Annotated in this window: 19 protein-coding genes and 1 tRNA gene; 9 read left to right on the forward strand and 11 right to left on the reverse strand. The window is 67.1% G+C overall.

Annotated features, from left to right (window positions below; all coding sequences use genetic code 11):
* Positions 1-75 precede the first annotated feature (75 nt).
* The gene (locus ACIRD8_RS15035) at positions 76-1,350 is read right to left on the reverse strand and encodes a phosphoribosyltransferase family protein (protein ID WP_403990440.1); all 1,275 of its coding nucleotides are present in this window, start codon (positions 1,348-1,350) and stop codon (positions 76-78) included.
* 108 nt (positions 1,351-1,458) lie between these two features.
* On the opposite strand from ACIRD8_RS15035, the gene ACIRD8_RS15040 reads away from it, so the two are divergent.
* Positions 1,459-2,259, forward strand: a complete 801-nt coding sequence (locus ACIRD8_RS15040) for an HAD-IIA family hydrolase (RefSeq protein ID WP_403990443.1) — start codon at positions 1,459-1,461, stop codon at positions 2,257-2,259.
* A 42-nt stretch (positions 2,260-2,301) separates the two neighbouring features.
* Here the strand turns inward: ACIRD8_RS15040 and ACIRD8_RS15045 are convergent, their stop codons facing one another.
* Both ACIRD8_RS15045 and ACIRD8_RS15050 read right to left on the reverse strand, forming a co-directional pair.
* The gene (locus ACIRD8_RS15045) at positions 2,302-4,146 is read right to left on the reverse strand and encodes a TerD family protein (protein ID WP_403990446.1); all 1,845 of its coding nucleotides are present in this window, start codon (positions 4,144-4,146) and stop codon (positions 2,302-2,304) included.
* A gap of 135 nt (positions 4,147-4,281) precedes the next feature.
* Complete coding sequence (locus tag ACIRD8_RS15050) at positions 4,282-5,121, reverse strand: helix-turn-helix domain-containing protein (RefSeq protein WP_403990449.1); 840 nt, start codon at positions 5,119-5,121, stop codon at positions 4,282-4,284.
* A gap of 112 nt (positions 5,122-5,233) precedes the next feature.
* Here ACIRD8_RS15050 and ACIRD8_RS15055 point away from each other — a divergent pair, with 112 nt between their 5' ends.
* From ACIRD8_RS15055 to ACIRD8_RS15065, 3 genes are all read left to right on the forward strand, one after another.
* Complete coding sequence (locus tag ACIRD8_RS15055) at positions 5,234-5,830, forward strand: NADPH-dependent FMN reductase (RefSeq protein ID WP_403990451.1); 597 nt, start codon at positions 5,234-5,236, stop codon at positions 5,828-5,830.
* Between the two features lie 356 nt (positions 5,831-6,186).
* Complete coding sequence (locus ACIRD8_RS15060; protein WP_403990454.1) at positions 6,187-6,756, forward strand: hypothetical protein; 570 nt, start codon at positions 6,187-6,189, stop codon at positions 6,754-6,756.
* 947 nt (positions 6,757-7,703) lie between these two features.
* Positions 7,704-7,928 carry a GntR family transcriptional regulator gene (locus ACIRD8_RS15065; RefSeq protein WP_403990457.1) on the forward strand — a complete coding sequence of 75 codons (225 nt, stop codon included), beginning with the start codon at positions 7,704-7,706 and terminating at the stop codon, positions 7,926-7,928.
* 463 nt (positions 7,929-8,391) lie between these two features.
* Here ACIRD8_RS15065 and ACIRD8_RS15070 read toward each other — a convergent pair whose 3' ends face one another.
* From ACIRD8_RS15070 to ACIRD8_RS15105, 8 genes are all read right to left on the reverse strand, one after another.
* Positions 8,392-9,168 (reverse strand): hypothetical protein, encoded by a 777-nt coding sequence (locus tag ACIRD8_RS15070; protein WP_403990460.1) that lies wholly within the window; start codon positions 9,166-9,168, stop codon positions 8,392-8,394.
* A 93-nt stretch (positions 9,169-9,261) separates the two neighbouring features.
* Positions 9,262-9,993, reverse strand: a complete 732-nt coding sequence (locus tag ACIRD8_RS15075; RefSeq protein WP_403990463.1) for a hypothetical protein — start codon at positions 9,991-9,993, stop codon at positions 9,262-9,264.
* A gap of 15 nt (positions 9,994-10,008) precedes the next feature.
* Complete coding sequence (locus tag ACIRD8_RS15080) at positions 10,009-10,260, reverse strand: helix-turn-helix domain-containing protein (RefSeq protein ID WP_403990466.1); 252 nt, start codon at positions 10,258-10,260, stop codon at positions 10,009-10,011.
* 532 nt (positions 10,261-10,792) lie between these two features.
* Positions 10,793-11,122: a GIY-YIG nuclease family protein gene (locus tag ACIRD8_RS15085; RefSeq protein WP_403990469.1), complete on the reverse strand. Its 330-nt coding sequence runs from the start codon at positions 11,120-11,122 to the stop codon at positions 10,793-10,795.
* Between the two features lie 471 nt (positions 11,123-11,593).
* Positions 11,594-12,184, reverse strand: a complete 591-nt coding sequence (locus ACIRD8_RS15090) for a hypothetical protein (RefSeq protein WP_403990472.1) — start codon at positions 12,182-12,184, stop codon at positions 11,594-11,596.
* 192 nt (positions 12,185-12,376) lie between these two features.
* Positions 12,377-12,784, reverse strand: a complete 408-nt coding sequence (locus ACIRD8_RS15095; protein WP_403990475.1) for a hypothetical protein — start codon at positions 12,782-12,784, stop codon at positions 12,377-12,379.
* Positions 12,785-12,794: 10 nt separating this feature from the next.
* On the reverse strand, positions 12,795-13,718 hold the full coding sequence (locus tag ACIRD8_RS15100; RefSeq protein WP_403990478.1) for a tyrosine-type recombinase/integrase: 924 nt from the start codon (positions 13,716-13,718) through the stop codon (positions 12,795-12,797).
* 246 nt (positions 13,719-13,964) lie between these two features.
* Positions 13,965-14,037, reverse strand: a tRNA-Arg gene (locus tag ACIRD8_RS15105).
* A gap of 318 nt (positions 14,038-14,355) precedes the next feature.
* Here ACIRD8_RS15105 and ACIRD8_RS15110 point away from each other — a divergent pair.
* From ACIRD8_RS15110 to ettA, 5 genes are all read left to right on the forward strand, one after another.
* On the forward strand, positions 14,356-15,993 hold the full coding sequence (locus tag ACIRD8_RS15110) for an ATP-binding protein (protein WP_403990481.1): 1,638 nt from the start codon (positions 14,356-14,358) through the stop codon (positions 15,991-15,993).
* Entirely contained in the window at positions 15,990-17,966 is a 1,977-nt protein-coding gene (locus ACIRD8_RS15115) for a GTP-binding protein (protein WP_403990484.1), read from the forward strand. Before ACIRD8_RS15110 ends, ACIRD8_RS15115 begins: the two co-directional genes overlap by 4 nt.
* 109 nt (positions 17,967-18,075) lie before the next feature.
* Positions 18,076-18,501 (forward strand): single-stranded DNA-binding protein, encoded by a 426-nt coding sequence (locus ACIRD8_RS15120; protein WP_403990487.1) that lies wholly within the window; start codon positions 18,076-18,078, stop codon positions 18,499-18,501.
* Between the two features lie 197 nt (positions 18,502-18,698).
* Entirely contained in the window at positions 18,699-20,162 is a 1,464-nt protein-coding gene (locus ACIRD8_RS15125; protein WP_403990490.1) for an LAETG motif-containing sortase-dependent surface protein, read from the forward strand.
* Between the two features lie 223 nt (positions 20,163-20,385).
* Positions 20,386-22,050, forward strand: a complete 1,665-nt coding sequence (ettA, locus tag ACIRD8_RS15130) for an energy-dependent translational throttle protein EttA (RefSeq protein WP_403990493.1) — start codon at positions 20,386-20,388, stop codon at positions 22,048-22,050.
* Positions 22,051-22,052 lie beyond the last annotated feature (2 nt).

Consider the following 22,052-nt stretch of genomic DNA (forward strand, 5'->3'; position numbering starts at 1 on the left):
ACGCGCGGATACGGGAGCGTGGCCGGACGCCGGGACGCACCCCGGCCGCCGGCCGGGAGCGGCTCTGGCGCGGGCTCAGCCGGCCGGCCGCACCAGATGCGTGATGAACCAGTCCCGGGCCAGGTCCGCGACCCGGTCCAGCGCGCCCGGCTCCTCGAACAGGTGCGTGGCGCCGGGGACGATCTCCAGCCGGTTCTCGCAGTGCAGCGCCGCCTGCGCCTGCCGGTTGAGGTCGATCACCGTGGTGTCGGCCCCGCCCACGATCAGCAGGGTGGGCGCACGCACCGCGGACAGATCGGCCCCGGCCAGATCGGGGCGCCCGCCGCGGGAGACCACGGCGCCGACACCCGAGTCCGTCGCGGCGGCGGCCCGCAGCGCCGCCGCCGCGCCCGTGCTCGCCCCGAAGGAACCGACCGGGAGGGGCACCCGGCGCCGCAGCCAGGCGGTGGTGTCCGCCAGCCGCCCGGCCAGCAGGCCGATGTCGAAGACGTTGGCGCGGTAGACCTCCTCCCCGGGCGTGAGCAGGTCGAAGAGGAGGGTGCCCAGACCGGCGCGGTTCAGCACCCCGGCCACGGCGCGGTTGCGCGGGCTGTCACGGCTGCTGCCCGAGCCGTGGGCGAACACCACGACCCCTCCGGCGTCCCCGGGCAGCGTGAGGTCCCCGGGGAGCGGGACCCCGCCCGCGTCCACCTCGACCTCCTCGGCGGTGGCGCCCCCTCCGGAGGCCCGGGCCAGCAGCGAGACGACCTCCTCGTCGGAGGTCTGGGAGAAGTCCCGGTACCACTCGCCCACGGCGGAGAAGAGCTGCGGCGTGGAGAGGCAGACGACCTCGTCGACGTCCTCGCGCAGCCTGGCCGCGACATCCGGTGACGCGACCGGCACGGCCAGTACGACATGGGCGGCACCCTGCGCCCGCGCCACCTGGCAGGCCGCCCTCGCGGTCGCCCCGGTGGCGACCCCGTCGTCCACCACGACCACCGTGCGCCCCTCCAGGGACAGGCGCGGCCGGCCCTCCCGGTACGTCTGAGCCCGCCGCAGGAGCTCCGCCCCCTCGGCGCGCTCCACGGACTCCAGGTCCTTCTCCCGGACCCCGGTGTGACGGACGATCTCGTCGCTGATGACCCGCGCCCCGCCCTCACCGATGGCGCCGAACCCCAGCTCCGGGTGGTAGGGCACCCCCAGTTTGCGGACCACGATCACATCGAGCGGGGCGCCGAGGGCCCGCGCCACCTCGTACGCCACCGGGACCCCGCCGCGCGGCAGTCCCAGGACGACGGGATCGCGCTGCTCCAGGTGGTGCAGCGCCGCGGCGAGCTGCCGCCCGGCATCCGTGCGGTCGGTGAACAGCACGGTGGTTCACCTCCAACCGAGGGGGAAGAGCGGAACACACACGCGTGACCCCCACCTTCGAAGCAACCGCATTTGCGCCGGTCGGGCAAGTCGGGGACGGTCGGTCGTATGGAGCGAACCGGCGCGGTCCTGATCGACATCGACGGCGTACTCACGGTGTCCTGGGAGCCGCTGCCCGGCGCGGTGGAGGCCATGGAACGACTGCGCGCCGCGGACGTGCCGCTGGCGCTGGTCACCAACACCACATCGCGGACGCGCGCCCGGATCGCCGAGCGGCTCGCGGACTCCGGCTTTCCCGTCGGCCCCGACGACGTCCTCACCGCGCCCGCCGTCACCGCCGACCACCTCCGCACGCACCACCCCGAAGCCCGCTGCCTGCTGATCAACACCGGTGACGTACGGGGCGACCTGTCCGGCGTGACCCTCGTCGAGGAGGAGGACACCGAGGGGGCCGTGCCCGACGTCGTCGTACTCGGCGGCGCGGGCGGCGCCTTCACCTACGCGGCGCTCAACCGCGCCTTCCGCCTCGTCCAGCAGGGCGCGGCCCTGGTCGCCATGCACCGGAACCTGTACTGGCGCACCGCCGACGGCCTCGACCTGGACACCGGGGCCTTCCTCCTCGGCCTGGAGCGCGCCACGAGCACCGAGGCCGTCATCACCGGCAAGCCGTCCGGCGCCTTCTTCGCCGCCGCCCTGGCCCACCTCGGCACCGGCCCGGGCGGGACGCTGATGGTGGGCGACGACATCGAGACGGACGTGCTGGCGGCCCAGCGGCAGGGCATCACGGGGGCGCTGGTGCGGACGGGCAAGTACCGGCCGGAGACGCACGCGTCGGCGACCGGAACCCCCGACCACGTACTGGACTCCTTCGCGGACGTGCCCGCCCTGCTGGAGCGGCTCGGGCGCTGAGGCGGGGCTGCTGCCGGGTGGCCGAACCGCTCGGCGGTGCCGTCAGTCCGCCACATCGACTCCGTAACCGCGGGCGAGGGTGCCGAGGCCGTGGTCGTACCCCTGCCCGACCGTACGCAGCCGCCACAGCGGCCCGCGACGGTACAACTCGGCGAGCAGCATGGTGCGTTCCGTTGTCGCGGCGTCGAGGGTGGACTGAGCGAGGGGTGCCGCGCTGGTGCCGGGAGCGGCGGTGATCTGGATCGCGCCGACATCGCCGAAGGTGAGCGCACCGTCGACGGCCGCCGCGACGACGACGCGACGGACGGAGGGCGCGAGTGCGCCGAGATGGACGCTGACGGTCTGCTCGGTGGGCCCGTCACCGAGGATGCGCACCGTGCCGGCCGGGTTCTCCGGGGCGCCGTAGAACACGAAGTCCTCGTCGAAGGAGACCTGTTCGTCCTCGTCGACGACGAACGCGACGATATCGATCTCGCAGTCCGTCTGCTGCGCCCAGGTGGCCGTGATGGTCCACGGGACCGTCGAGGCCTGGCCCTGGGGCAGATCCACGACGCCACCCCGCGGCAGCACATGCCGGGCCCGCTCCCGGCCGGTCCGATCGTGGTGCGGCTCAGCGGTCGGCGCCTCGATCCAGGCGGCCTGGTGCGTGGGGAATTCGAGCGAGGTGATCCGGCGCATGCGCCGGTCGGCCGCGCCGTCGGCGAGGAGCACGACGTCGGTGACGCTCGCGGAGAGGTTGATCGCGGCGGATCCGCCGAGTTCGACGATGCGGGTGCGGGCGGCCACCGCCTCGGGGTGCGTGCCGCCGAGGACGAGAACCCGCCGCCCGGCCAGGGGCTTGCCCGCCGGTGCGACTGTGTCCTGCGGTGCGCGTGCCGGTGGGTTCGCCGGGGCGGGGGAGGGTGGAGCGGGTGGCGCCGCCGCCTGCGCGGGCACGGGAGCCGGTGCCGGGCCGGCCGTCCCCTCGTGCCGGGCTCCGGGGCGTACGTCGACGAGCAGGCGCAGGAACGTCTGCTCGTCGATGACGGGGATGCCTTCCGCGAGCGCGCGCCTTGCCTTCGCGGACCCCGACGCGCTGTCGTTGGTGACCAGGACGCTGGTGTGACGGCTTACGGAGGACATCGCGTTCAGTCCGGCGGTGACGGATCGGTGGATCAGTTCGGAGCGGGAGGTCGCCGTCTCGCCGGTGATGGCGACCTTCATGCCTTGGACCAGCGGTCCGTCGGCGACGAGCCGACCCGGATTGCGGAAGTCGCACGAGGCCTTGGGCGGCCGGGGTGCGAACTTCGGGTCCTGGCGGGGAGGACAGGCGACCAGAGGCAGCGGCAGATCGAGCTGTGCGGCGTCCCGCAGCGTTCCGCGCAGCACACCGGCCAGCACGCGGCTGTCGTCGAGGGCATCGTGCGCCCTCACCTGGGTGACGCCGTAGTGCGTGGCGAGAGTGCCCAGCCGCAGGTCATCGGTCGGCGGATCCACACGCCGGTTCAGCGCCAGCGTGCACAGCCGCTGGGACACCGGCAGCCGCAGCCCTGCCCTGGCGAACTCATGGGCGAGGAAGTCGTAGTCGAACTGGGCGTTGTGCGCGACCAGCACACGGCCCTGAAGCATCGCGGCGATCCGGTCGGCGACCTGCCCGAAGGCGGGGGCGCCCTGCAGCCGGTCAGCCGTGAGCCCGTGCACATGCACCGGCCCGGGGTCGCAGCCGGGGTTGAGCAGCGTGGAGAACTCGCCGGTCTGCACGCCGTCCGGGCCGAGAGTCACCACGGCGACCGAGAGCACCCTGTCCCTGCGCGCCACCAACCCGGAGGTCTCGACATCCACCACGGCCCAGTCGAAGGCGTATTCACGCACACCGGACGTATCGAGTGCAGGGGAAGCGAGAGACATGGCGGTAAGGATGATCCGATATAGGCCTGTCCTTCAACCCGGATTGCCATTCATCCATAAATGTCCTGCCGAGTGCGTGGGAACCGGCGGCAGTGGCCGTCTTGGACTGCAGAAAGAGCGCTTCGGGCAGTGCCGTTACGAGATGGCCCGGAGCCCGCCGTGCGGGCCCAGGCCGCGGAGGCGGGCCACCGCCTGGGTCGTCCTCTCGTCCGCCGGGAGGAGGACGACCAGCTGCTGCGCGTCCGAGGCGAGGTCGAGCGTCTCGCGGAGCAGCCGGAGTTCGCCCTCCGAGGGGTGGTCGAGACGCAGGACGCCCCGCTGCGGAACCACATGACCGTGCAGGCGGCGGGTGAAGTCGGGGCCGGCGGCGGGGGCGAGTTCCGACGTGAGCCACTCGGAGTTCTCGACGGACGGTGCGAGCCACAGGTCGAAGGCCTGCTCGTCCGCGATGTCGTCCCAGTCGGCGAAGAACGTCCGGGCGCGCGGATCGGTGAAGACGTAGCGCGTGAGGTTCGGGGCCTCGGCGTCGAGCAGCCCGCTCCCGCTGGTCAGCGCCTCGTACGCACTGGTACGGGCGAGGACGTCGCCCAGCCGGTTGGTCACCACGGCGATGCCCGGTTCGAGGAGGCGGAGCGTCTCCAGGACCGGCGGACGCACCTCGCGGAGCGGTGGTCCGGGCCGGGCGTGGGCGGTGCACTCGCCGCCGGTGATCTTCGAGAGGTAGCGCAGGTGCTCGCGCTCGGAGGGGCTGAGACTGAGCGCGTCCGCGACCGCGTTCACCACGGCGACCGAGGGGTTGCGGTCACGGCCCTGCTCCAGGCGGGTCAGGTACTCCACGCTGATACCGGCCCGCCCGGCGAGGTCCGAGCGCCGGAGCCCGGGTGCCCTGCGGCGGCCGTGGTCCGGCAGTCCCAGCGACTGCGGCTGGATGCTGTCACGCTTGGCCCGGATGAAATCTCCCAACGGCGTCCCCATGCTTCGAGGATATGGCGCGGCGGGTGGATCGCGGAGGGCTCAGGGTGGCCCTGCGGGGGCCAGCCTGAGCCCGGTCTGGCTGGAGCCGCGGCGTGGTCCGATCGTGAGGGGCATGGACAACAACAGGCACAAGCTGGTGATCCTCGTCGGAAGCGTCCGCGAAGGCCGGTTCGGCCCGGTCGTGGCCAAGTGGGTCGCCGAACAGGCGGGCAGCCACGGCGCCTTCGAGGTGGATGTCGTCGATCTGGCCGATATCGACATCCCGTTGGAGCTCCCGGCGTCGTCGCCGAAGTACGCCGGGGACGACTACCCCCGCCCGGCCGGGATGGCGGCGCTGACGTCCGCGCTGGAGGGCGCCGACGCGTTCGTCGTGGTCTCGCCGGAGTACAACCACAGCTATCCCGCATCGCTGAAGGCCGCCATCGACTGGCACTTCACCCAGTGGACGGCCAAGCCCGTCGCGTTCGTGAGCTACGGCGGGGCGGCGGGCGGCCGGCACGCGGTGCTGCACCTGGAGAACGTACTGACCGAACTGCACGCCGTGACGATCCGCGACGGCCTCGCCTTCCCGAACTACTACACGGCGTGGGAGGAGGGGCGCCCCACCGACCCCGAGGCCCCCGGGTACGCCAAGACGCTGCTGGAACAGCTGGCCTGGTGGGCCGGCGCCCTCCGGACGGCGCGGGAGGCGAACCCCTACCCCGCGTGACGGGAACCCGGTGACCGCCGGGCGGCGCCGGACCTACCCCTTCACGACCGGGGGCGGGTCCGGCGCTCACGCGTGCGCTGCGTCGCCCTCGTCGCGGTGCGGTGGCCCGCTCGCCCCGGGGCGAGTTCTGCGCCCGGGGGCAGGACCCGAACCTGCGGACTGAGCGATGCGCTCACCTGCGTCGATGCCCGATGCGGACTTCACGACGCGACCACTGTCATGTCACGAACGTGTCTTGAAGACGATCAAGAGGCAACTCGGGCAACCGCACCGGCCGTCTGGGGAAGCAGAAAGCAACACGGGCGAACGATCGCCCGGCCCAGTCGCCCGTTCCCCCACGCAGAGGAAAGACCAGCATGCGCACTCGGAAGATCTCGGTACTGACCATGACCGCAGTGGTCCTCGGCCTGGCGCTCACGGCATGCAACAACGACGGTGGCGACAACGCGTCCTCCTCTGCGAGCAGCTCATCGGCGACGACCTCGAGCACCCCGCAGTCCGGCACGGTGGAGGGCAAGTCGTCCGACACACCCGCCACGTCCGACACGAAGTGCACGGACCAGATCGACTACGCGGGCGACTCCCGGTCGAACGCCGAGATCAATTCCATCGGTGAGGACACGGGGACGTGCCCGCCGGTGCAGAAGGCCGGTGAGGCGTCGGGTACGCCGAAGGACCCGGACACGAAGTGCACGGACCAGGTCAACTACGCGGGCGACTCCCGCTCCAACGCCGAGATCAATTCCATCGGTGAGGACACGGGCACCTGTCCGCCGGTGCAGAAGGCCGGCGAGGTGTCGGGTACGCCGAAGGACCCGGACACCAAGTGCACGGACCAGATCAACTACGCGGAGGACTCCCGCTCCAACGCCGAGATCAACTCCATCGGCGAGGACACGGGCACCTGCCCGCCCGTGAAGAAGTGAATCGCTGATCGTCCCAGGAGCAAGGAGTCCCGGGGTCTGCCGGCGGACGGAATCACGCCGCGCGCCCCCGGCACTCGGAAGACCGGACCGTGCCGGACCGCCCTCGCAGCCGAGCGAGGCCGGCCCGGCGCTTACGCGTTCGCTACGCCGCCCTCGTTACGGTGCGGTGACCCGCATGTCGACCCGCGTGCTGCCCCACGTGCTGACCCGCAAAAAAGGGCCCTCCCGGAGGAGGGCCTCACGCTGCGCGAGTTGTGCGCCCCCGGCAGGACTCGAACCTGCGGCCAAGCGCTTAGAAGGCGCCTGCTCTATCCACTGAGCTACTGCGTGACTGAGATGACCATATACAGGAACGATGACAGAGCGCAACAACTGCCAATGAATCTAGGCAACTTGCCATGGATCCCCTACTGAAGATGCTTCCAGGGCAAGACATGAGAAAGCCCCTGGCAGCAGCGCCAGGGGCAGGGCCAGTCACGAAGACCAGGTATGACAGGCATCGTTGATGTGGCTGCTCTCATGTTCCACAGGGAGGTTGCAGGGGCCTTCCCTCCATGACTCAGCCGGTACACCGGGGTCGTCTCCACACACTGCCACTCGCTCGCCACGACACTCCGAGACATCCACCACCCGCAAAGCGGAATGACAGAGGAAGAGGAGAGCACTGATCAGCTCTGCCCTGGTGACGTCGGGGTCTGCTGCCACCACCCGGGCCCGAGACACATCCTCTCGGGCTACTTCAAGGATCTTGCTCTCTATGGCCATGGCCCTGTCTGCCATGGCTCCCCCCGGTTGGTAGAAGGCTGTCTTGCCTGACCCGTCCGCCGGCATCCTCTGTAGCTGCACTGACCTGTCTCCTCTCAGTACGTCTGGACTCAGAGGCTACGCCACCTTGCTATAGCTCGCTATCCCTCGCCGTAGATCACCGCAGCACGCACCGTTGAGCTATGACTGAGCTTGATCCCACCCGTGCCAAGTGGGTGCAGATGGTGGCCGTGGTTGAGTCCCGCATCAACGATGGGACCTACGCCCCTGGCTCCAAGCTGCCCGGCATCCTCGCTCTGTGCGGTGAGTTCAACGTGGCTCAGGTGACAGCAAGAAAGGCTCTGGCGGACCTACGGGACCGGGGCTTGATCCGGACAGAGAATGGGATTGGTTCGTTCGTCGTCTGATGCCCCGTCCGCTCCATCGTCGGCGTCATGCATGAAAGAAAGAACGGGTCCGACTTCTTTCATTCATTCTCAGGTATCGAGCGGGGGAGCGAGAGGTCTTTATCCCCGGGATATCTACGTGCTCTATGCACCCGGGGTAATGCATGCATTCATGCTTACAAGACCCGCCGGGGTTGCCATCCTTCGATCGTGTACGAGTAATCAAAGTTGAGTAGTTGGTTCAAAATCGGACTCATGCACTCCATGAAGTGCCTAAAATGACGTCTGTCAAGGATTGAAAGCACCTGCATTCTGGTGACTTCGGGATGAATCTAGGTGCATTTGGTGACGGTTTTCAATAAGTGACACCTACTGCGCCGGTGTCAATGAAAGAAAGAAGTCGCTATCCCTGGATACTGACTTGATCCTGTCTAAACAAATGAAAGAATGGCCCCTCACCCGGAGATGAGGGGCCCTGAAGTTGTCAGTGATCCCAGTTACTCGAATATCCTTCGGCCTTGGCATTGTGAATCTGAGGCCTAAAGGTCTCCCAATACTTGGCCTCAGCGACCGCAGCCTCATCAATTACCGGTTCAGGCATTACCACCAAACCCTCTACCAGTGGAACACCCTGGAATCCGAGGGCGATAGCAGACTCAGTGGTCAGCATTCCATCCTCTGTGGTATCCCAGTACTCTGCATTGTTGCCGGCAGAGGCTCCATCCAGGGGAAGACCCTCGATACCGCCGCCCGTGGCGCAGTACACGAACAGGCCTGCATTCCGCTCCAGATCGGCTCTGGAAGCAATAGCGGCGGCCTCAGCATGCTTCCATGCGTCTAGGCACTTCTGTGCAGCCTTTGCAGCCTTTCGGCCCATGGGGACCAGGTCCGCGGATACAGCGTCGGTGTAGGCGCGGTAAGCCTGGCCAGCCAGGGTATTCAGGGCGGCTACGGTCCGGTTATAGTCATCAATCTTCACATGTACAGTGCCGAGGAAGACTTCCTTATTCGGAAGTGTCTTGCCCTCTGCGACGGCATTGAGTTCAAGCTTCTTAAGCTCTGCCTTAGCATCCTCCAAGGCAGGGCAGGAATGCCGGGGGCCAGTTTCCCACTCTCGGGAGACATCCCGGGTCCTGTAGCGAGCGTTTTCCCGCTGGTAAGAGGCCAGCTTATCCCTGGCCTCTTCGTACTTCTTCCTGAGACCCTTGACGGCGGGGGAGAGGGGCAGGCCGGTAGGCGGTTCTACAAAGTTAGTGGTCATGGTTGTTCTCCGTCTCGTTCTGGATTTTCTCAATCCGAGAAATCGTGTTATCGATGCGTGTAAGCAATTCGGTAAGCTCCGTGATGATGTCCATCAGGCCACCAACATTCCCTTGTAACGGGCCCCGGTACGGTCACTGACCCCGAAGCTAGCTGCCAGGGTTGCAGCCGTCACCTTCTGTCCTGTCTTATCGAGGGTGTCAGCCACTTCACGGATCTTCTGGAGAGAAGGCTTAGGGCGACCAATGGTCTTAGCAGGGTTTTCCTGCGATTCCAGGGAAACCTCACTCTCCGAAGTACCCGTTTCATGGGTAGGGGGGTGGGCGGTATCCACCCCCTTGTCATCCTCATTCTCAGAGGAATCTGTGGTGTCATGTCCGGAATCCTGGTTTGTGACACCGACTGTAGGGTTTTCTGACAGGTGCTTTGGTCGGGGCATTGCCCCCAGGTGAAGGAGGTGTGCCGCACAGATAGCGGGTGCGGAACTGACAGCAGCCACAAGCCAGGGACCAGAAACCATGTATCCCCCTGCCAGGAGGTGCGCCACCACCTGAGCCGAGAGGACAAAGCCCGTGGCAGCAACGGCACCCAGGATGGCACTCAGGCGACCTCTGTCCCCCTTCTGTCGGGCAGTGGCAATTGCGGATGCGCAGATGGCATACAGCGACAGCAGGAAGGGGGCCAGTAGCTCATACCCTCCATGGAATCCAGCTGTACGAGCAAGGCTCACTTCTGCCGGTGCAGCCATGATGAGAGATGCGATTAGCACAATAGGTCGCCCTGCAACGGCAGCGGCCTTAGCGTAAAGGGGAGTGTTCATTGTCATGCTGGGTTCCTAACGTCAGAGGATGGAGCGGATAGCGGAGCGGACTTCAGGGTCAGTGATGTTCTTGAGAGCCTGGGAGATTGGAATGTTCAGGGCCCGGGCCATGAGGATTTGGTGCTTCAGGCTCGGAGTTCGCTCCGAGTAGAACCACTTGGAGACCGCCTTGTAGGTGATGCCACATTCAGAGGCGATATCTCCGTAGGTAACGCCACGGGCACGCCTAATGGCGTCCCATGTCTTAACGTCCCAGATATCGAAATCGGCCATGGTGTCACTCCTATGTAGGAAGAAGGGGGATGAGAGGGCATAAGAAAAGGCCCGGCCCCCTGGCATGACACAAGGGACCGGACCTGTTCACCGGGCGAAACCCAACCATGGAGCGATGCAACACAACATGTTGCACCTGGCCAGACCAAGGCTGCTCAGATACCCGGATGAGAGGATGAGGGGTCTGGCTAAGAACCCCTCAGTTTCCTTCTCTATCTATGATGTAGAGGTCACAGACCCTCGGTTCCGGACAGGATTTAGGTAACGGATTTGCAACGTCTACAAACATGCAGGTCAGGGTAACTGTAGCGATCCGCTACAGAATGCCGAGGTTGCCACCTGGCCGGACATGCAGTTGAAGTAAATGTTCACCTTGGCCCGAAACCCTTTACGGCCTTCCGGACCGTGAAACCTGAGAGCCTGTCAGAGGCTCTGAGAGAGGCGCTGAGCACACCTGCGGTGCGCCGCTAGCCCAGGATGCCCAAAGGGTCAGGGAGTAGCGGAGAGGGCCTCACGGGGGCGTACAGAGCCTTTAAGTAGGGAAGGCTAGCCGCGGTGCAGTAGCCAAGTAGTCGAGGATGTTCTCTGACAGCCTGAACCGCTCTCCCTTGCCTTGGCGTCGGTCGTCTCTGAACCGGTGATGTAAGACAGCTTCCAGGGCGCAACCACCTGCCATCACAGCCATCACTTCGAAACTCTCGCCGGCCTTCTTGGCATCCCTGGAAAGGTCCTTGAACCTTCTCTGTAGGAGAACTTCGGTGTTGCTGTATCCAATCTTCACTGACTCATCATCAAACAACAGGATGTAACAGAGGCCGGGGAATGCCTCGGCGCCATGAACACCAGCAGCCTGCCTCAGCACGTGGCCTCGGCCGTCCAGATGAACAAAGTAATGCTCAACACACAATGGCAGGCAGTAGTAGATGCCTGCCTTTCTACCGCATACAGTCTCCTTGGTAGTCCAACAACATTCCATGCATCATCATTCTCCTAAACAAGGCCCCTCCTCTTCCTGCGGGGAGGGGCTTACTTCAATCTGTTCTCCTTCAACACCAAGTAACTTACTTAGAAGTAATATACTCACCAAGGAAACGGAATAGTCAAAGGGCCCCCTACCCCCGTTAATTTCAACAGAGGTAGAGGACCCCTTGACTATTCGGGTATCACCTGAGGTGTCCGTATAGCCACCGTTCGGCCCGTAGGCACTGGTCTGGTAGAAGGGCCTGGTGTCTCCACCACGTCAGAGGGGCACCGACCAAAGTGACCTTGACTCCAAGGGAGAACCTCCCTCACCTATTTAAATTATCGGACATCCATCTCCTGACCAGGGTGTTTACAGAATCAGGGTGAAGGGTTCCAGAGTGGTCATGGGCTCCATAGCGCCCATGGACACGTCCCGGTGCGTGTGAATGGTGTTCCAGGGCTCTGCACTTCCGATTACAACCCTCGCCTTCTCAGTGGTGCGCCCCACCTCACAACCAGAGGCAACCTTGGCCCCGCTCTCGTGTAGCCACCGCTGCACCTTCTCGGTGTCACCCTTGTCGGAGCACTTCCATGCCGGCTGTGCTGACTCGGGAACAATCTGCCGAACCTCCCACCCTTCCTCGGGAAGATCCTGAACGGTCCCGATAGGCCACCAAGGGCGGTTCATTGCGTCAATGTAGAGAGTCTGCTCTTCCTTAGTCATGTCACCAAAGGGCACGTCGGAAACCTTCCTGATATTCCAGTAGAACGTCTCTGCCCCGGTCTCCTTACGTACCCGGGACATTTTTCGGTTCTTGTTCTGACGCTTCACATCACATCGGGAATGGGCGGGGTTGGTCCGTGGGTTAGGCCCCCTCTTCCCGACCGGGCGTTTGTGAGTCCACCCCTCACTGCACCCTGGACCACCGCAAATCAACTTCACTTCCTTGTACTTAGTCATGCGCACTCCTAGGCATCAAAAAGGGCCCCCAGCGGCTTACTGGGGGCCTAGCGTTGGTTCTGTGTATCGTTGTCTCCCCTGGTCCCTCAGAGGCTCTTGCAATCGATTCTGTGGACTCCTTCTCTCGGACATGAAAAAGACCCCTGCCGGTGACAGGGGTCCTTCTAGAACTTCTGTTATTCGGTTAGGCGGCTAGCCGGCGTACACAGTCAGCAGGTCGAAACTCTGACTACCGGGGAACCAACGGTGCGGCTTGTCGTGGTGCTCCTTCTCGATGATGCAGTCTCCAAGAGGCTTACCCAACTCAGCTGACAGTCGGTGCAGCTCTTTAGTGTCGTCGTCTCCTGCATCGTCCGTGACCACTACGACGTAGTACTTCCCGAATGGAGCACCGAGGCACTCCGTCACTATCAGGGCAGATGTCTCCACCCATGTGCGAGTGGTCTCGATGGTGCCAGTGTTGATCATCTCCAGTGCCTTGGAGTGGTCCCCGCCATTCGGCGTAAGCATGTCCAGCATGTTGTCCCCCTCATTACGCACAACAACATGTGCGCCCTGGTTATTCCTTGACGGTTCGTCTACTGGTGTGGTCTGGCTCACTGTCACTCTGCTAGTACCGGTCACCCATGCGGCGTACTGCCGTGACTGCTCTGGTAGTGGCCATGTCCGCGGCGTACCTGCGAAGCATGGATGGGTCTTTCCAGCCGGCCACCTGCATCACGTCGCCTTCTGCCACCCCTGCTGACAGGAGGTCATTGGCAAAGGTGTGTCGGAACTGATGAGGAGACACCGAGGCGTAGCCAGCATCCTTGGCGCGTCGATTCACCATGCGGTAGAGACCGGAGTAGGTGAGCCTGCTCCTGTTCCTGCTGCCAAGCCAGAGCCATTCACTGCCACTCAGCTTGTGGTGTTCTCTGGCACGAAGGTACCGGGTCAGTGCGATGACAGTCTTCGGTTGCAGAGGAATGATGCGGCCTTCTCCTGCTGCCCTGGCATCCTTCAACGGCACTACCTGCAACAGGCCCTGACTGAGGTGCAAGTAGTCGAGACGGAGTGACAGCAGCTCTTCCGCCCTGAGACCTTCTGTCAGGACACGGATCATGGCGTGGTCGCGGACCTTCTCGAACTCTCGGATCCTGGGATGACCATTCCCTGTCACCTTCAACAGGTCGATGACGAACTCTGATGACAGTGTCTTGGGAGTGGCACCGACAGGAGCGGCGTACTTCTGTAGCCGCTTGTCCCGATAGGGGTTGGCTACGTCGAACTCATCTTCCAGCCAGTTGAAGAAGGGACGCAGGTTCCTCTGAACCGTGTTCGTGCCGCCTCGGTCGTGACTGTCGTGGTACGCCCTGAAGAAGAGGTTCAGGGTGTCCGTGTCGAGAGTGGAGAAGTCGCCTGACAGCCCTTCTCTGTCCATCCACTGTGCCAGGGCCCTGACGGCCTTGGTGTAGGCGTTGACTGTCTTCTCCTGGTACGGCCTGCCGTGCTTGTTGTTCACGGTCCGGAGGTGCGTGGCGTACTCGGAGAGCATGGCGGACCGTTCATCAGGTCCGTGGTTGGTGGAGAGCGAGGCTGATACGGCCCTGGTGCTCACGGTGCCTCGCAGAGGAGACCGCGCTCCCCTGGTCTTGCTGGCCGGCATGTCTGACTCCCCTGGATAGGGGTGCTAAGCAAGACTCGGTTCTCTGAGCGCCTTGCCTAACACCTTCTGTTAGGTGAGTCACGCTGTGTTCAGTGGCTTGGCTGACCTGTTCTTGCTGGTCAAGTGCCTTTTGTGCGCCCCCGGCAGGACTCGAACCTGCGGCCAAGCGCTTAGAAGGCGCCTGCTCTATCCACTGAGCTACGGGGGCCGGGTGTCGGCCTGGTGCCCCGGAAGGCGCTGGTTCAAGCCATCCGTGACCTTGCGGGGACAAGGATAGGGCTCAGATCGCCTCGTCCCGGTTGCTTCACCTGCGTGGCACGATGTGGAGGTTCGGTGAAGCGAACCGATAATCGCAGGTAGGTGCGATTCATGCACCGCTTTTGACGCCTCACGCCCCGGGTGTTGTGCACTCGTTATGCCTGCGCCCCACTCGTCCCCTCTGTCCCCGGGGATGGATTCGCCGCGCAGAGGGGCCTATACGCTTCAAAAAGGCGTCAAAATTGGGCATTCTTCACATGTGGTAACCATGGATGTACGGCCCCAGCTCATCGACGCACTCTCCGCCCTGCGCGACCGTGTCGCTGCCGTGCGTCTTCCACTCCCGCTGCCGGGGGCTCCACGCGCCCGGCAGACGCGGACCGAACTGCTCGCCCAGCTCGACGACTACCTCGTACCCCGCCTCAAGGATCCCGAGGCGCCGCTGCTCGCGGTGATCGGGGGGTCCACCGGTGCGGGCAAGTCGACGCTGGTCAACTCCCTGGTGGGGTGCCGGGTCAGTGAGGCCGGTGTGCTGCGCCCGACGACGCGTACCCCCGTGCTCGTCTGCCACCCGGACGACCACCACTGGTTCGCCGGGGTGCGGGTGCTGCCCCAGCTGACCCGGGTGTGGCTGCCGCCGGGGCAGGTCCCCGACCCGGACGGGCTCGACCACCTCGGGGCCGAGGGGGACGACACCGTCCTGCGAGTGGAGACCGCGGCGACCCTGCCCAGAGGCCTCGCGCTCCTGGACGCCCCCGACATCGACTCCCTCGTCGTACGGAACCGGGTCCTGGCCGCCGAACTCATCTGCGCCGCCGACGTATGGGTCATGGTGACCACCGCGTCCCGGTACGCCGACGCCGTGCCGTGGCATCTGCTGCGCACCGCCAAGGAGTACGACGCCTCCCTGGTCACCGTCCTGGACCGGGTGCCCCACCAGGTGATCGCCGAGGTGTCCCGGCAGTACGCCGCCCTGCTCACCCGGGCCGGCCTGGGCGAGGTGCCCCGCTTCACCATCCCGGAGCTGCCCGAGTCCGCGGGCGGCGGCAGCGGGCTGCTGCCCACCACCGCCGTCGCACCCCTGCGCGCCTGGCTCACCCACCGGGCGCAGGACCCGGCGGCCCGTCAGCAGGCGGTGGGGCGTACGGCGTCCGGGGTCATCGACTCGCTCAAGGTACGGATGCCCGAGCTCGCCGGCGCCGTCGCGGCGCAGTACGCCGCGGCCGTGCGGCTGACCGGCGTGGTCGAGGAGGCGTACGGGAAGGAACTGGCGCGCGTACGGCGGCGGCTCCGGGACGGCGCGGTGCTCGCCGGAGGCGCCCGCACCCGGTGGCGCGGCTACCCGCTCTACAGCACCGCCGGAGAGCTGCTGGACGCACTCGTGGAGAGCCTGGTGGCCCTGCTCCAGTGCGCCGTGGCGGCCTCCGACGAGCAGATCCGTACGACCTGGCAGCGCGAGCCCGCCGCCGGGAACTTCCGGTTCGAGGACGCCGGCCGGGAGGCCGGCGGCTGGGGGCCCGCCGAGGACATCCAGGGCCGCATCGGCATGGCCGTACGGCGCTGGCGGCGGGTCCTGGAGGAGCTGGCCGAGGAGGAGGCCCGGCTGCTCGAACGCAATGCCGCGCCCGACGCCGAGACGGTCGCGGCGCTGCTGGCCGCCGCCCTCCTCGGGGGACGCCGCGCCAGGGGCGCCGGGGAACAGCTCGCCGAACGCATCGGCGCCCAGGGGGCGCTGCGCCTCCGCGACAAGGGCGGGGCACTGCTCACCGACTGCCTGGACCAGGTCATGCAGGGCGAGCGGGACCGGCGGCTCGCCCCGCTGGACGCGCTCGACGTCGCACCCGAGCCGCAGGCCGAACTCATTGCCGCGCTTTCCGTACTGCAGAAGGAGAGGTGGCAGCGATGACTGCCGTCACTGACCAGGGCCGGAACCACGGGCAGGAAGAGCCCGAGGACCCGAAGGACACCCCGGGGGACGGCGAACGGCGCTGGGACGACGGGCTCATCGCGCGCCGTGCCGCCGAGGCCGCGCAGGAGAGCGCGGAGGCCGGGCGCGCTCCCCAGGACGAAGAACCGGGGCCCCAGGTCGAGGCGTACGGACTGCCCGGCAGCCCCCTGCGGCCACGGCTGGACGCGCTGCGTGAACTGGTCGGGCTCTCCCGCGCCCGGCTCGACGGGGACACCCTCGCCGAGGCAGGCCGGGTGCTCGACGAGGCCTCGGCCCGCCAGCGGCTCTCCTCCCGGCACACGGTCGTCGCCATCGCGGGGGCCACCGGAAGCGGGAAGTCCACCCTCTTCAACGCGCTCGCGGGCATCCAGATCTCCGAGACCGGGCTGCGCAGGCCGACGACCTCGGCCCCGATCGCCTGCAGCTGGACCGACGGCGCCGCGGGACTGCTCGACCGGCTGGCCATCCCGGGCCGCCTCCGCCGCCGGCCCGTACAGAGCGGCGCGTCGACCGACGAGGCGCTGCAGGGGCTCGTCCTGGTGGACCTGCCCGACCACGACTCGGCGGCGACCGGCCACCGTGCGCAGGTGGACCGGGTGCTGGCGCTGGTCGACGCGGTGATCTGGGTCGTCGACCCGGAGAAGTACGCCGACGCCGCCCTGCACGAACGCTATCTGCGGCCGCTCGCCGGGCATGCCGAGATCTCCTTCGTCGTGCTCAACCAGATCGACCGGCTCTCCGGTGAGGCCGCCGACCTGGTCCTGGACGATCTGCGCCGGCTGCTCGACGAGGACGGCATGGCGGTGGGGGAGCACGGCGAGCCCGGCGCCACCGTCATGCCCCTGTCCGCGCTCACCGGGGCCGGGGTGGGCGACCTGCGTGAGGTGCTCGGCAAGTTCGTGCAGGACCGTACGGCGGCGGCGCGCAGGCTCTCCGCCGACGTGGACGCAGCCGCCGCGCGGCTCCGTCCGGTGTACGTCGCCGAGGGGCGGCCCGGGCTCGGTGAGCGGGCCCGCGAGCAGTTCACCGACCGGCTCGCGGAAGCCGTCGGAGCGGCGGCGGCCGGACAGGCGGCGGAGCGCGAGTGGCGCAGGAACGCCGGGCGGGCCTGCGGGACGCCCTGGCTGCGGCTGTGGCGCTGGTACGAGTCCACCCGGCAGCTGGGCGGCCTGGACCTGATGGCGCAGGTGCTCGCACCGCCGGAGGAGGAGCTCACCGCCCGGCAGCGGGTCGAACAGGCCGTACGGAAGCTGGCGGACGACGCGGTGGACGGGCTGCCCGCGCCGTGGGCGCAGGCGGTGCGTGAGACGGCGGTGAACGGGGCGAAGGGGCTGCCGGAGGCGCTGGACGAGCTGTCGCGGAACGCGCAGGCGGGAGCCGGTGGCCGGGGGCGCGGGGGCAGCGGGGACACCGGATCCGCTCCGGTCGGTACGGGGGCCGAGGGCACGGGCGTACGGGGTCCGGGTCGGCGTAACTCCGGTTCCTCGGGTTCCTCGGGTTCCTCCGGGTCCTCGGGCAGGAGCGCAGCGCCCGTCGCCGGGGTCCAGGGCGGTCGTGGTTCCAGGCCGCCGCGCCCCGCGTGGTGGCCCGCGGCGGTGCTCGCGCAGGCCTCGATGACGCTGCTCCAGATCTTCGGCGGGCTGTGGCTGCTCGGCCAGATCATCGGCGTACTCGAACCCGGCCTGCTCACCCCAGCCCTGCTCATGCTCGCCGGCGTGGTCGGCGGTCCGCTCGTCGAGTGGTCCTGCGCGGCCGCGGCGCGGGGACCCGCACGCCGGTACGGGCAGGAGGCGGAACGGCGGCTCCGCGAGGCCGCCGCGGGGTGCGGCAGGGTCAGGGTCCTCGACCCCGTCGCTGCGGAGCTGGCGCGCTACCGGGAGGTGCGGGAGCGGTACGTGGCGGTGACGGAGTTGTCCACAACCGGCAGGTAATCCACAGGCCCCCACGGGATTCCCGGATCCGGTCCAGCATGGTGTGCAGCGGATCAGAAGGACGCACAGCCGGACGTACGGACAGACGCAGGAATCGGGGGACGAAAAAATGAACGAGACCTTGGTGACGCTGGTGGGAAACGCCGCGACCGCGGTGGACTTCCGGGAGGCGCCGACAGGACCGACGGCGCGATTCCGTCTGGCGGTGACGCCCCGGCGGTGGGACAGGGAGCAGCAGATCTGGGTGGACGGCCGCACCAGTTTCTACACGGTGTGGGCACGGCGGACGCTCGCGATGAATCTGTCCGGTTCGGTCTCGGTCGGGGAGCCGCTCGTCGTGCACGGCCGTCTGAAGGTGCGCGAGGAGGAGCGCGACGGGGTGTGGAAGACCTCCGTGGACATCGAGGCCCTGGCGGTGGGACACGACCTGACCAGGGGAACGGCGGCGTTCCGGCGGGTGGTCAGAGCCGACCCCGCACTGACCGCGCCTACGCATCGTCAGAAACCGGCCACGGACATGGCATCGGTGTCCTGAAGAGGAGGGGGCGCGCCGAACAGGGCTGTAACGATTACGAGTCGGAATGCTTATCTGATGGCATGACGGGGGATTCCCCTTCGCTCGCTCCATACGATTCCCCCGTACTCATGCGGCACTTGAGTTTGCTGGCGAGACACCTCCCACACGCGCCCCAAGCGTGAAGGTCTCGCCCGGAGGGGAATTCTGTGTTTTCTGTGTCTTCAGCATCCACTTCGTCGTCGACGGCGGCGGCGGAGGGCTCCATAGGGAGCCGGGGCAAGGGCTGTGGCCTCATCAGGGCGGCGGCCGCGACGCTGGTCACCGGGCTGGTCGCGGCGGGCACCCTCGTCGGGGCGACGGCGGCCACGGCCGCGCCGGCGGACGAGACGGGGCAGCACCAGGGTGGGGCGGTCGCCGTACTGGACGGTCTGAAGACCTACGGTACCGCCCAGCTCAACACCGGTAAGGGCGAGAAGCCCCAGGAGCTGCCCGCCGGCCTGTTCGAGATGAAGGTCGACGGCGGCGGCACGATCCAGACGTACTGCATCGACTTCCACACGCCCACCAAGGACGGCGCGAAGTACCTGGAGACCCCCTGGGACCAGTCTTCGCTCGGCACCAACCAGGACGCCGGCAAGGTGCGCTGGATCCTGCAGCACTCCTACCCGCAGGTCAACGACTTCGCGGCGCTCGCCGAGCTGGCCGGCACCGGCCAGCTCGACGAGAAGACCGCCGCCGCCGGCACCCAGGTCGCCATCTGGCGCTTCTCGGACAAGGCCGACGTGACGGCCAAGGACGCGAACGCCGAGAAGCTCGCCGACTGGCTGGAGGCGAACGCCAAGAACGTGGCGGAGCCCAAGGCGTCCGTGGCGCTGTCTCCGGCCGCGGTCTCCGGCAAGGCCGGTGAGAAGCTGGGTCCGGTCACCGTCCACACCGACGCCGGTCAGGTCTCGGTGGCTCCGCCCGCCGACGCCGCCGCCAGCGGGGTCCAGGTCACCGACAAGGTCGGCAAGGCCGTCACCGAGGCCGCCGACGGCACCGACCTGTACTTCTCCGTCCCCCAGGACGCCGCCGACGGCTCCTCCTCGTTCTCCGTCCAGGCTTCGACCTCCGTGCCCGTGGGCCGGGTCTTCGCCGGGCTGATCAAGAGCCAGACAATGATCCTCGCCGGCTCCAGCGAGTCCACCGTCTCCGCGACGGCCACCGCCACCTGGGCCGAGAAGGGTGCCGTTCCCGCGGTGACCGCGGAGAAGAACTGCGCCAAGGGCGGCGTGGACATCACCGCGAGCAACACGGGCGACGAGGAGTTCACCTTCGAGCTCGCCGGTACCGAGCACACCGTCCCGGCCGGTGAGACCCGCACGGTGACCGTCCCGGTCGGCGAGGACGAGGCCTACGACTTCACGATCACCGGCCCCGACGGCTTCAGCAAGAACTTCAAGGGCGTCCTGGACTGCGAGACCGCCGGCACCCCCGCCCCGGGTGACGACGTCACCACCCAGACCGGTTCCGAGCCCACGCCCGCCGCGAGCTCCCCCGCTCCGGAGGGCGACCTCGCCGAAACCGGCGGCTCCAGCGCCACCCCGATCATCGCGGGTGTCGCGATCGCCCTCGTCGTCCTCGGCGGCGGCGCGGTCTTCCTGCTCCGCCGGAAGAAGCCGCAGACCGGCGGTGAGTGACCGAGCAGGTGAGTGACTGAGCACAGGCGCAGCGGGAATGCGCCGGTGAGCGGCCCGGTACGGACCCCCGTACCGGGCCGTTCGCGTTCCCGGGGCCGCTCCGCGCGGCCCGGCCCGGGGTGCCGGGCCCGTACCGGGGACCGGACTGGTTTCCGTCCGGGTGCGGACGTCAGGCAAGATGGGTGTATCTGCCCACACCTCTATTGCTGCCGGACGGTTTCTCTTGGCTGAGTTCATCTACACCATGCGCAAGACGCGCAAGGCGCACGGCGACAAGGTGATTCTCGACGACGTCACCCTGAACTTCCTGCCCGGCGCGAAGATCGGTGTCGTGGGGCCCAACGGCGCCGGTAAGTCCACGGTGCTGAAGATCATGGCGGGCCTGGAGCAGCCGTCCAACGGTGACGCCTTCCTGTCGCCCGGATTCAGCGTCGGCATCCTCATGCAGGAGCCGAAGCTCGACGAGTCGAAGACCGTCCTGGAGAACGTCCAGGACGGCGCCGCCGAGATCATGGGCAAGCTCAAGCGCTTCAACGAGGTCGCCGAGCTCATGGCGACCGACTACTCCGACGCGCTCATGGACGAGATGGGCAAGCTCCAGGAGGACCTGGACCACGCCAACGCCTGGGACCTCGACGCCCAGCTGGAGCAGGCCATGGACGCCCTGGGCTGCCCGCCCGGCGACTGGCCGGTCAACAACCTCTCCGGCGGCGAGAAGCGCCGTGTGGCGCTCTGCAAGCTGCTCATCGAGGCCCCGGACCTGCTCCTCCTCGACGAGCCCACCAACCACCTGGACGCCGAGTCGGTGAACTGGCTGGAGCAGCACCTCTCGAAGTACGCGGGCGCTGTTGTCGCCGTCACCCACGACCGGTACTTCCTGAACAACGTCGCCGAGTGGATCCTCGAGCTCGACCGCGGCCGCGCGCTGCCCTACGAGGGCAACTACTCCACGTACCTGGAGAAGAAGGCCACCCGCCTCAAGGTCGAGGGCCGCAAGGACGAGAAGCGCCAGAAGCGGCTCAAGGAAGAGCTTGAGTGGGTCCGCTCCAACGCCAAGGGCCGCCAGACCAAGTCCAAGGCACGTCTCGCCCGTTACGAGGAGATGGCGGCCGAGGCGGACAAGATGCGGAAGCTGGACTTCGAGGAGATCCAGATCCCGCCGGGCCCGCGACTCGGTTCCATCGTCGTCGAGGTCGAGAACCTCTCCAAGGCCTTCGGCGACAAGGTCCTCATCGACGACCTGTCGTTCACGCTCCCGCGCAACGGCATCGTCGGCATCATCGGTCCGAACGGCGCGGGCAAGACCACGCTGTTCAAGATGATCCAGGGCCTGGAGACCCCCGACTCGGGCGCCATCAAGGTCGGCGACACGGTCAGGATCTCCTACGTCGACCAGTCCCGCGCCAACATCGACCCGAAGAAGACCCTCTGGGCCGTCGTGTCGGACGAGCTGGACTACATCAACGTCGGCCAGGTCGAGATGCCCTCGCGGGCGTACGTCTCCGCGTTCGGCTTCAAGGGCCCGGACCAGCAGAAGCCGGCCGGTGTCCTCTCCGGTGGTGAGCGCAACCGCCTCAACCTGGCGCTGACGCTCAAGGAGGGCGGCAACCTGCTGCTCCTCGACGAGCCCACCAACGACCTCGACGTCGAGACCCTGTCCTCGCTCGAGAACGCGCTGCTGGAGTTCCCGGGTGCCGCGGTGGTCATCTCCCACGACCGCTGGTTCCTGGACCGCGTCGCCACGCACATCCTGGCGTACGAGGGCGACTCCACGTGGTACTGGTTCGAGGGCAACTTCGAGTCGTACGAGAAGAACAAGGTCGAGCGTCTCGGCGCGGACGCGGCCCGCCCGCACCGTGCCACCTACAAGAAGCTCACGCGAGGCTGATC

This window comes from Streptomyces sp. NPDC102451, from assembly GCF_044765485.1.
GTDB lineage: Bacteria > Actinomycetota > Actinomycetes > Streptomycetales > Streptomycetaceae > Streptomyces.

Coding starts and splice junctions, on each gene's coding strand:
- ACIRD8_RS15040 (WP_403990443.1), top strand. CDS start 1,459: ATGGAGCGAACCGGCGCGGTCCTGATCGACATCGACGGCGTACTCACG.
- ACIRD8_RS15045 (WP_403990446.1), bottom strand. CDS start 4,146: ATGTCTCTCGCTTCCCCTGCACTCGATACGTCCGGTGTGCGTGAATAC.
- ACIRD8_RS15050 (WP_403990449.1), bottom strand. CDS start 5,121: ATGGGGACGCCGTTGGGAGATTTCATCCGGGCCAAGCGTGACAGCATC.
- ACIRD8_RS15055 (WP_403990451.1), top strand. CDS start 5,234: ATGGACAACAACAGGCACAAGCTGGTGATCCTCGTCGGAAGCGTCCGC.
- ACIRD8_RS15060 (WP_403990454.1), top strand. CDS start 6,187: ATGCGCACTCGGAAGATCTCGGTACTGACCATGACCGCAGTGGTCCTC.
- ACIRD8_RS15065 (WP_403990457.1), top strand. CDS start 7,704: ATGACTGAGCTTGATCCCACCCGTGCCAAGTGGGTGCAGATGGTGGCC.
- ACIRD8_RS15070 (WP_403990460.1), bottom strand. CDS start 9,168: ATGACCACTAACTTTGTAGAACCGCCTACCGGCCTGCCCCTCTCCCCC.
- ACIRD8_RS15075 (WP_403990463.1), bottom strand. CDS start 9,993: ATGACAATGAACACTCCCCTTTACGCTAAGGCCGCTGCCGTTGCAGGG.
- ACIRD8_RS15080 (WP_403990466.1), bottom strand. CDS start 10,260: ATGGCCGATTTCGATATCTGGGACGTTAAGACATGGGACGCCATTAGG.
- ACIRD8_RS15090 (WP_403990472.1), bottom strand. CDS start 12,184: ATGACTAAGTACAAGGAAGTGAAGTTGATTTGCGGTGGTCCAGGGTGC.
- ACIRD8_RS15100 (WP_403990478.1), bottom strand. CDS start 13,718: ATGCTCTCCGAGTACGCCACGCACCTCCGGACCGTGAACAACAAGCAC.
- ACIRD8_RS15110 (WP_403990481.1), top strand. CDS start 14,356: ATGGATGTACGGCCCCAGCTCATCGACGCACTCTCCGCCCTGCGCGAC.
- ACIRD8_RS15115 (WP_403990484.1), top strand. CDS start 15,990: ATGACTGCCGTCACTGACCAGGGCCGGAACCACGGGCAGGAAGAGCCC.
- ACIRD8_RS15120 (WP_403990487.1), top strand. CDS start 18,076: ATGAACGAGACCTTGGTGACGCTGGTGGGAAACGCCGCGACCGCGGTG.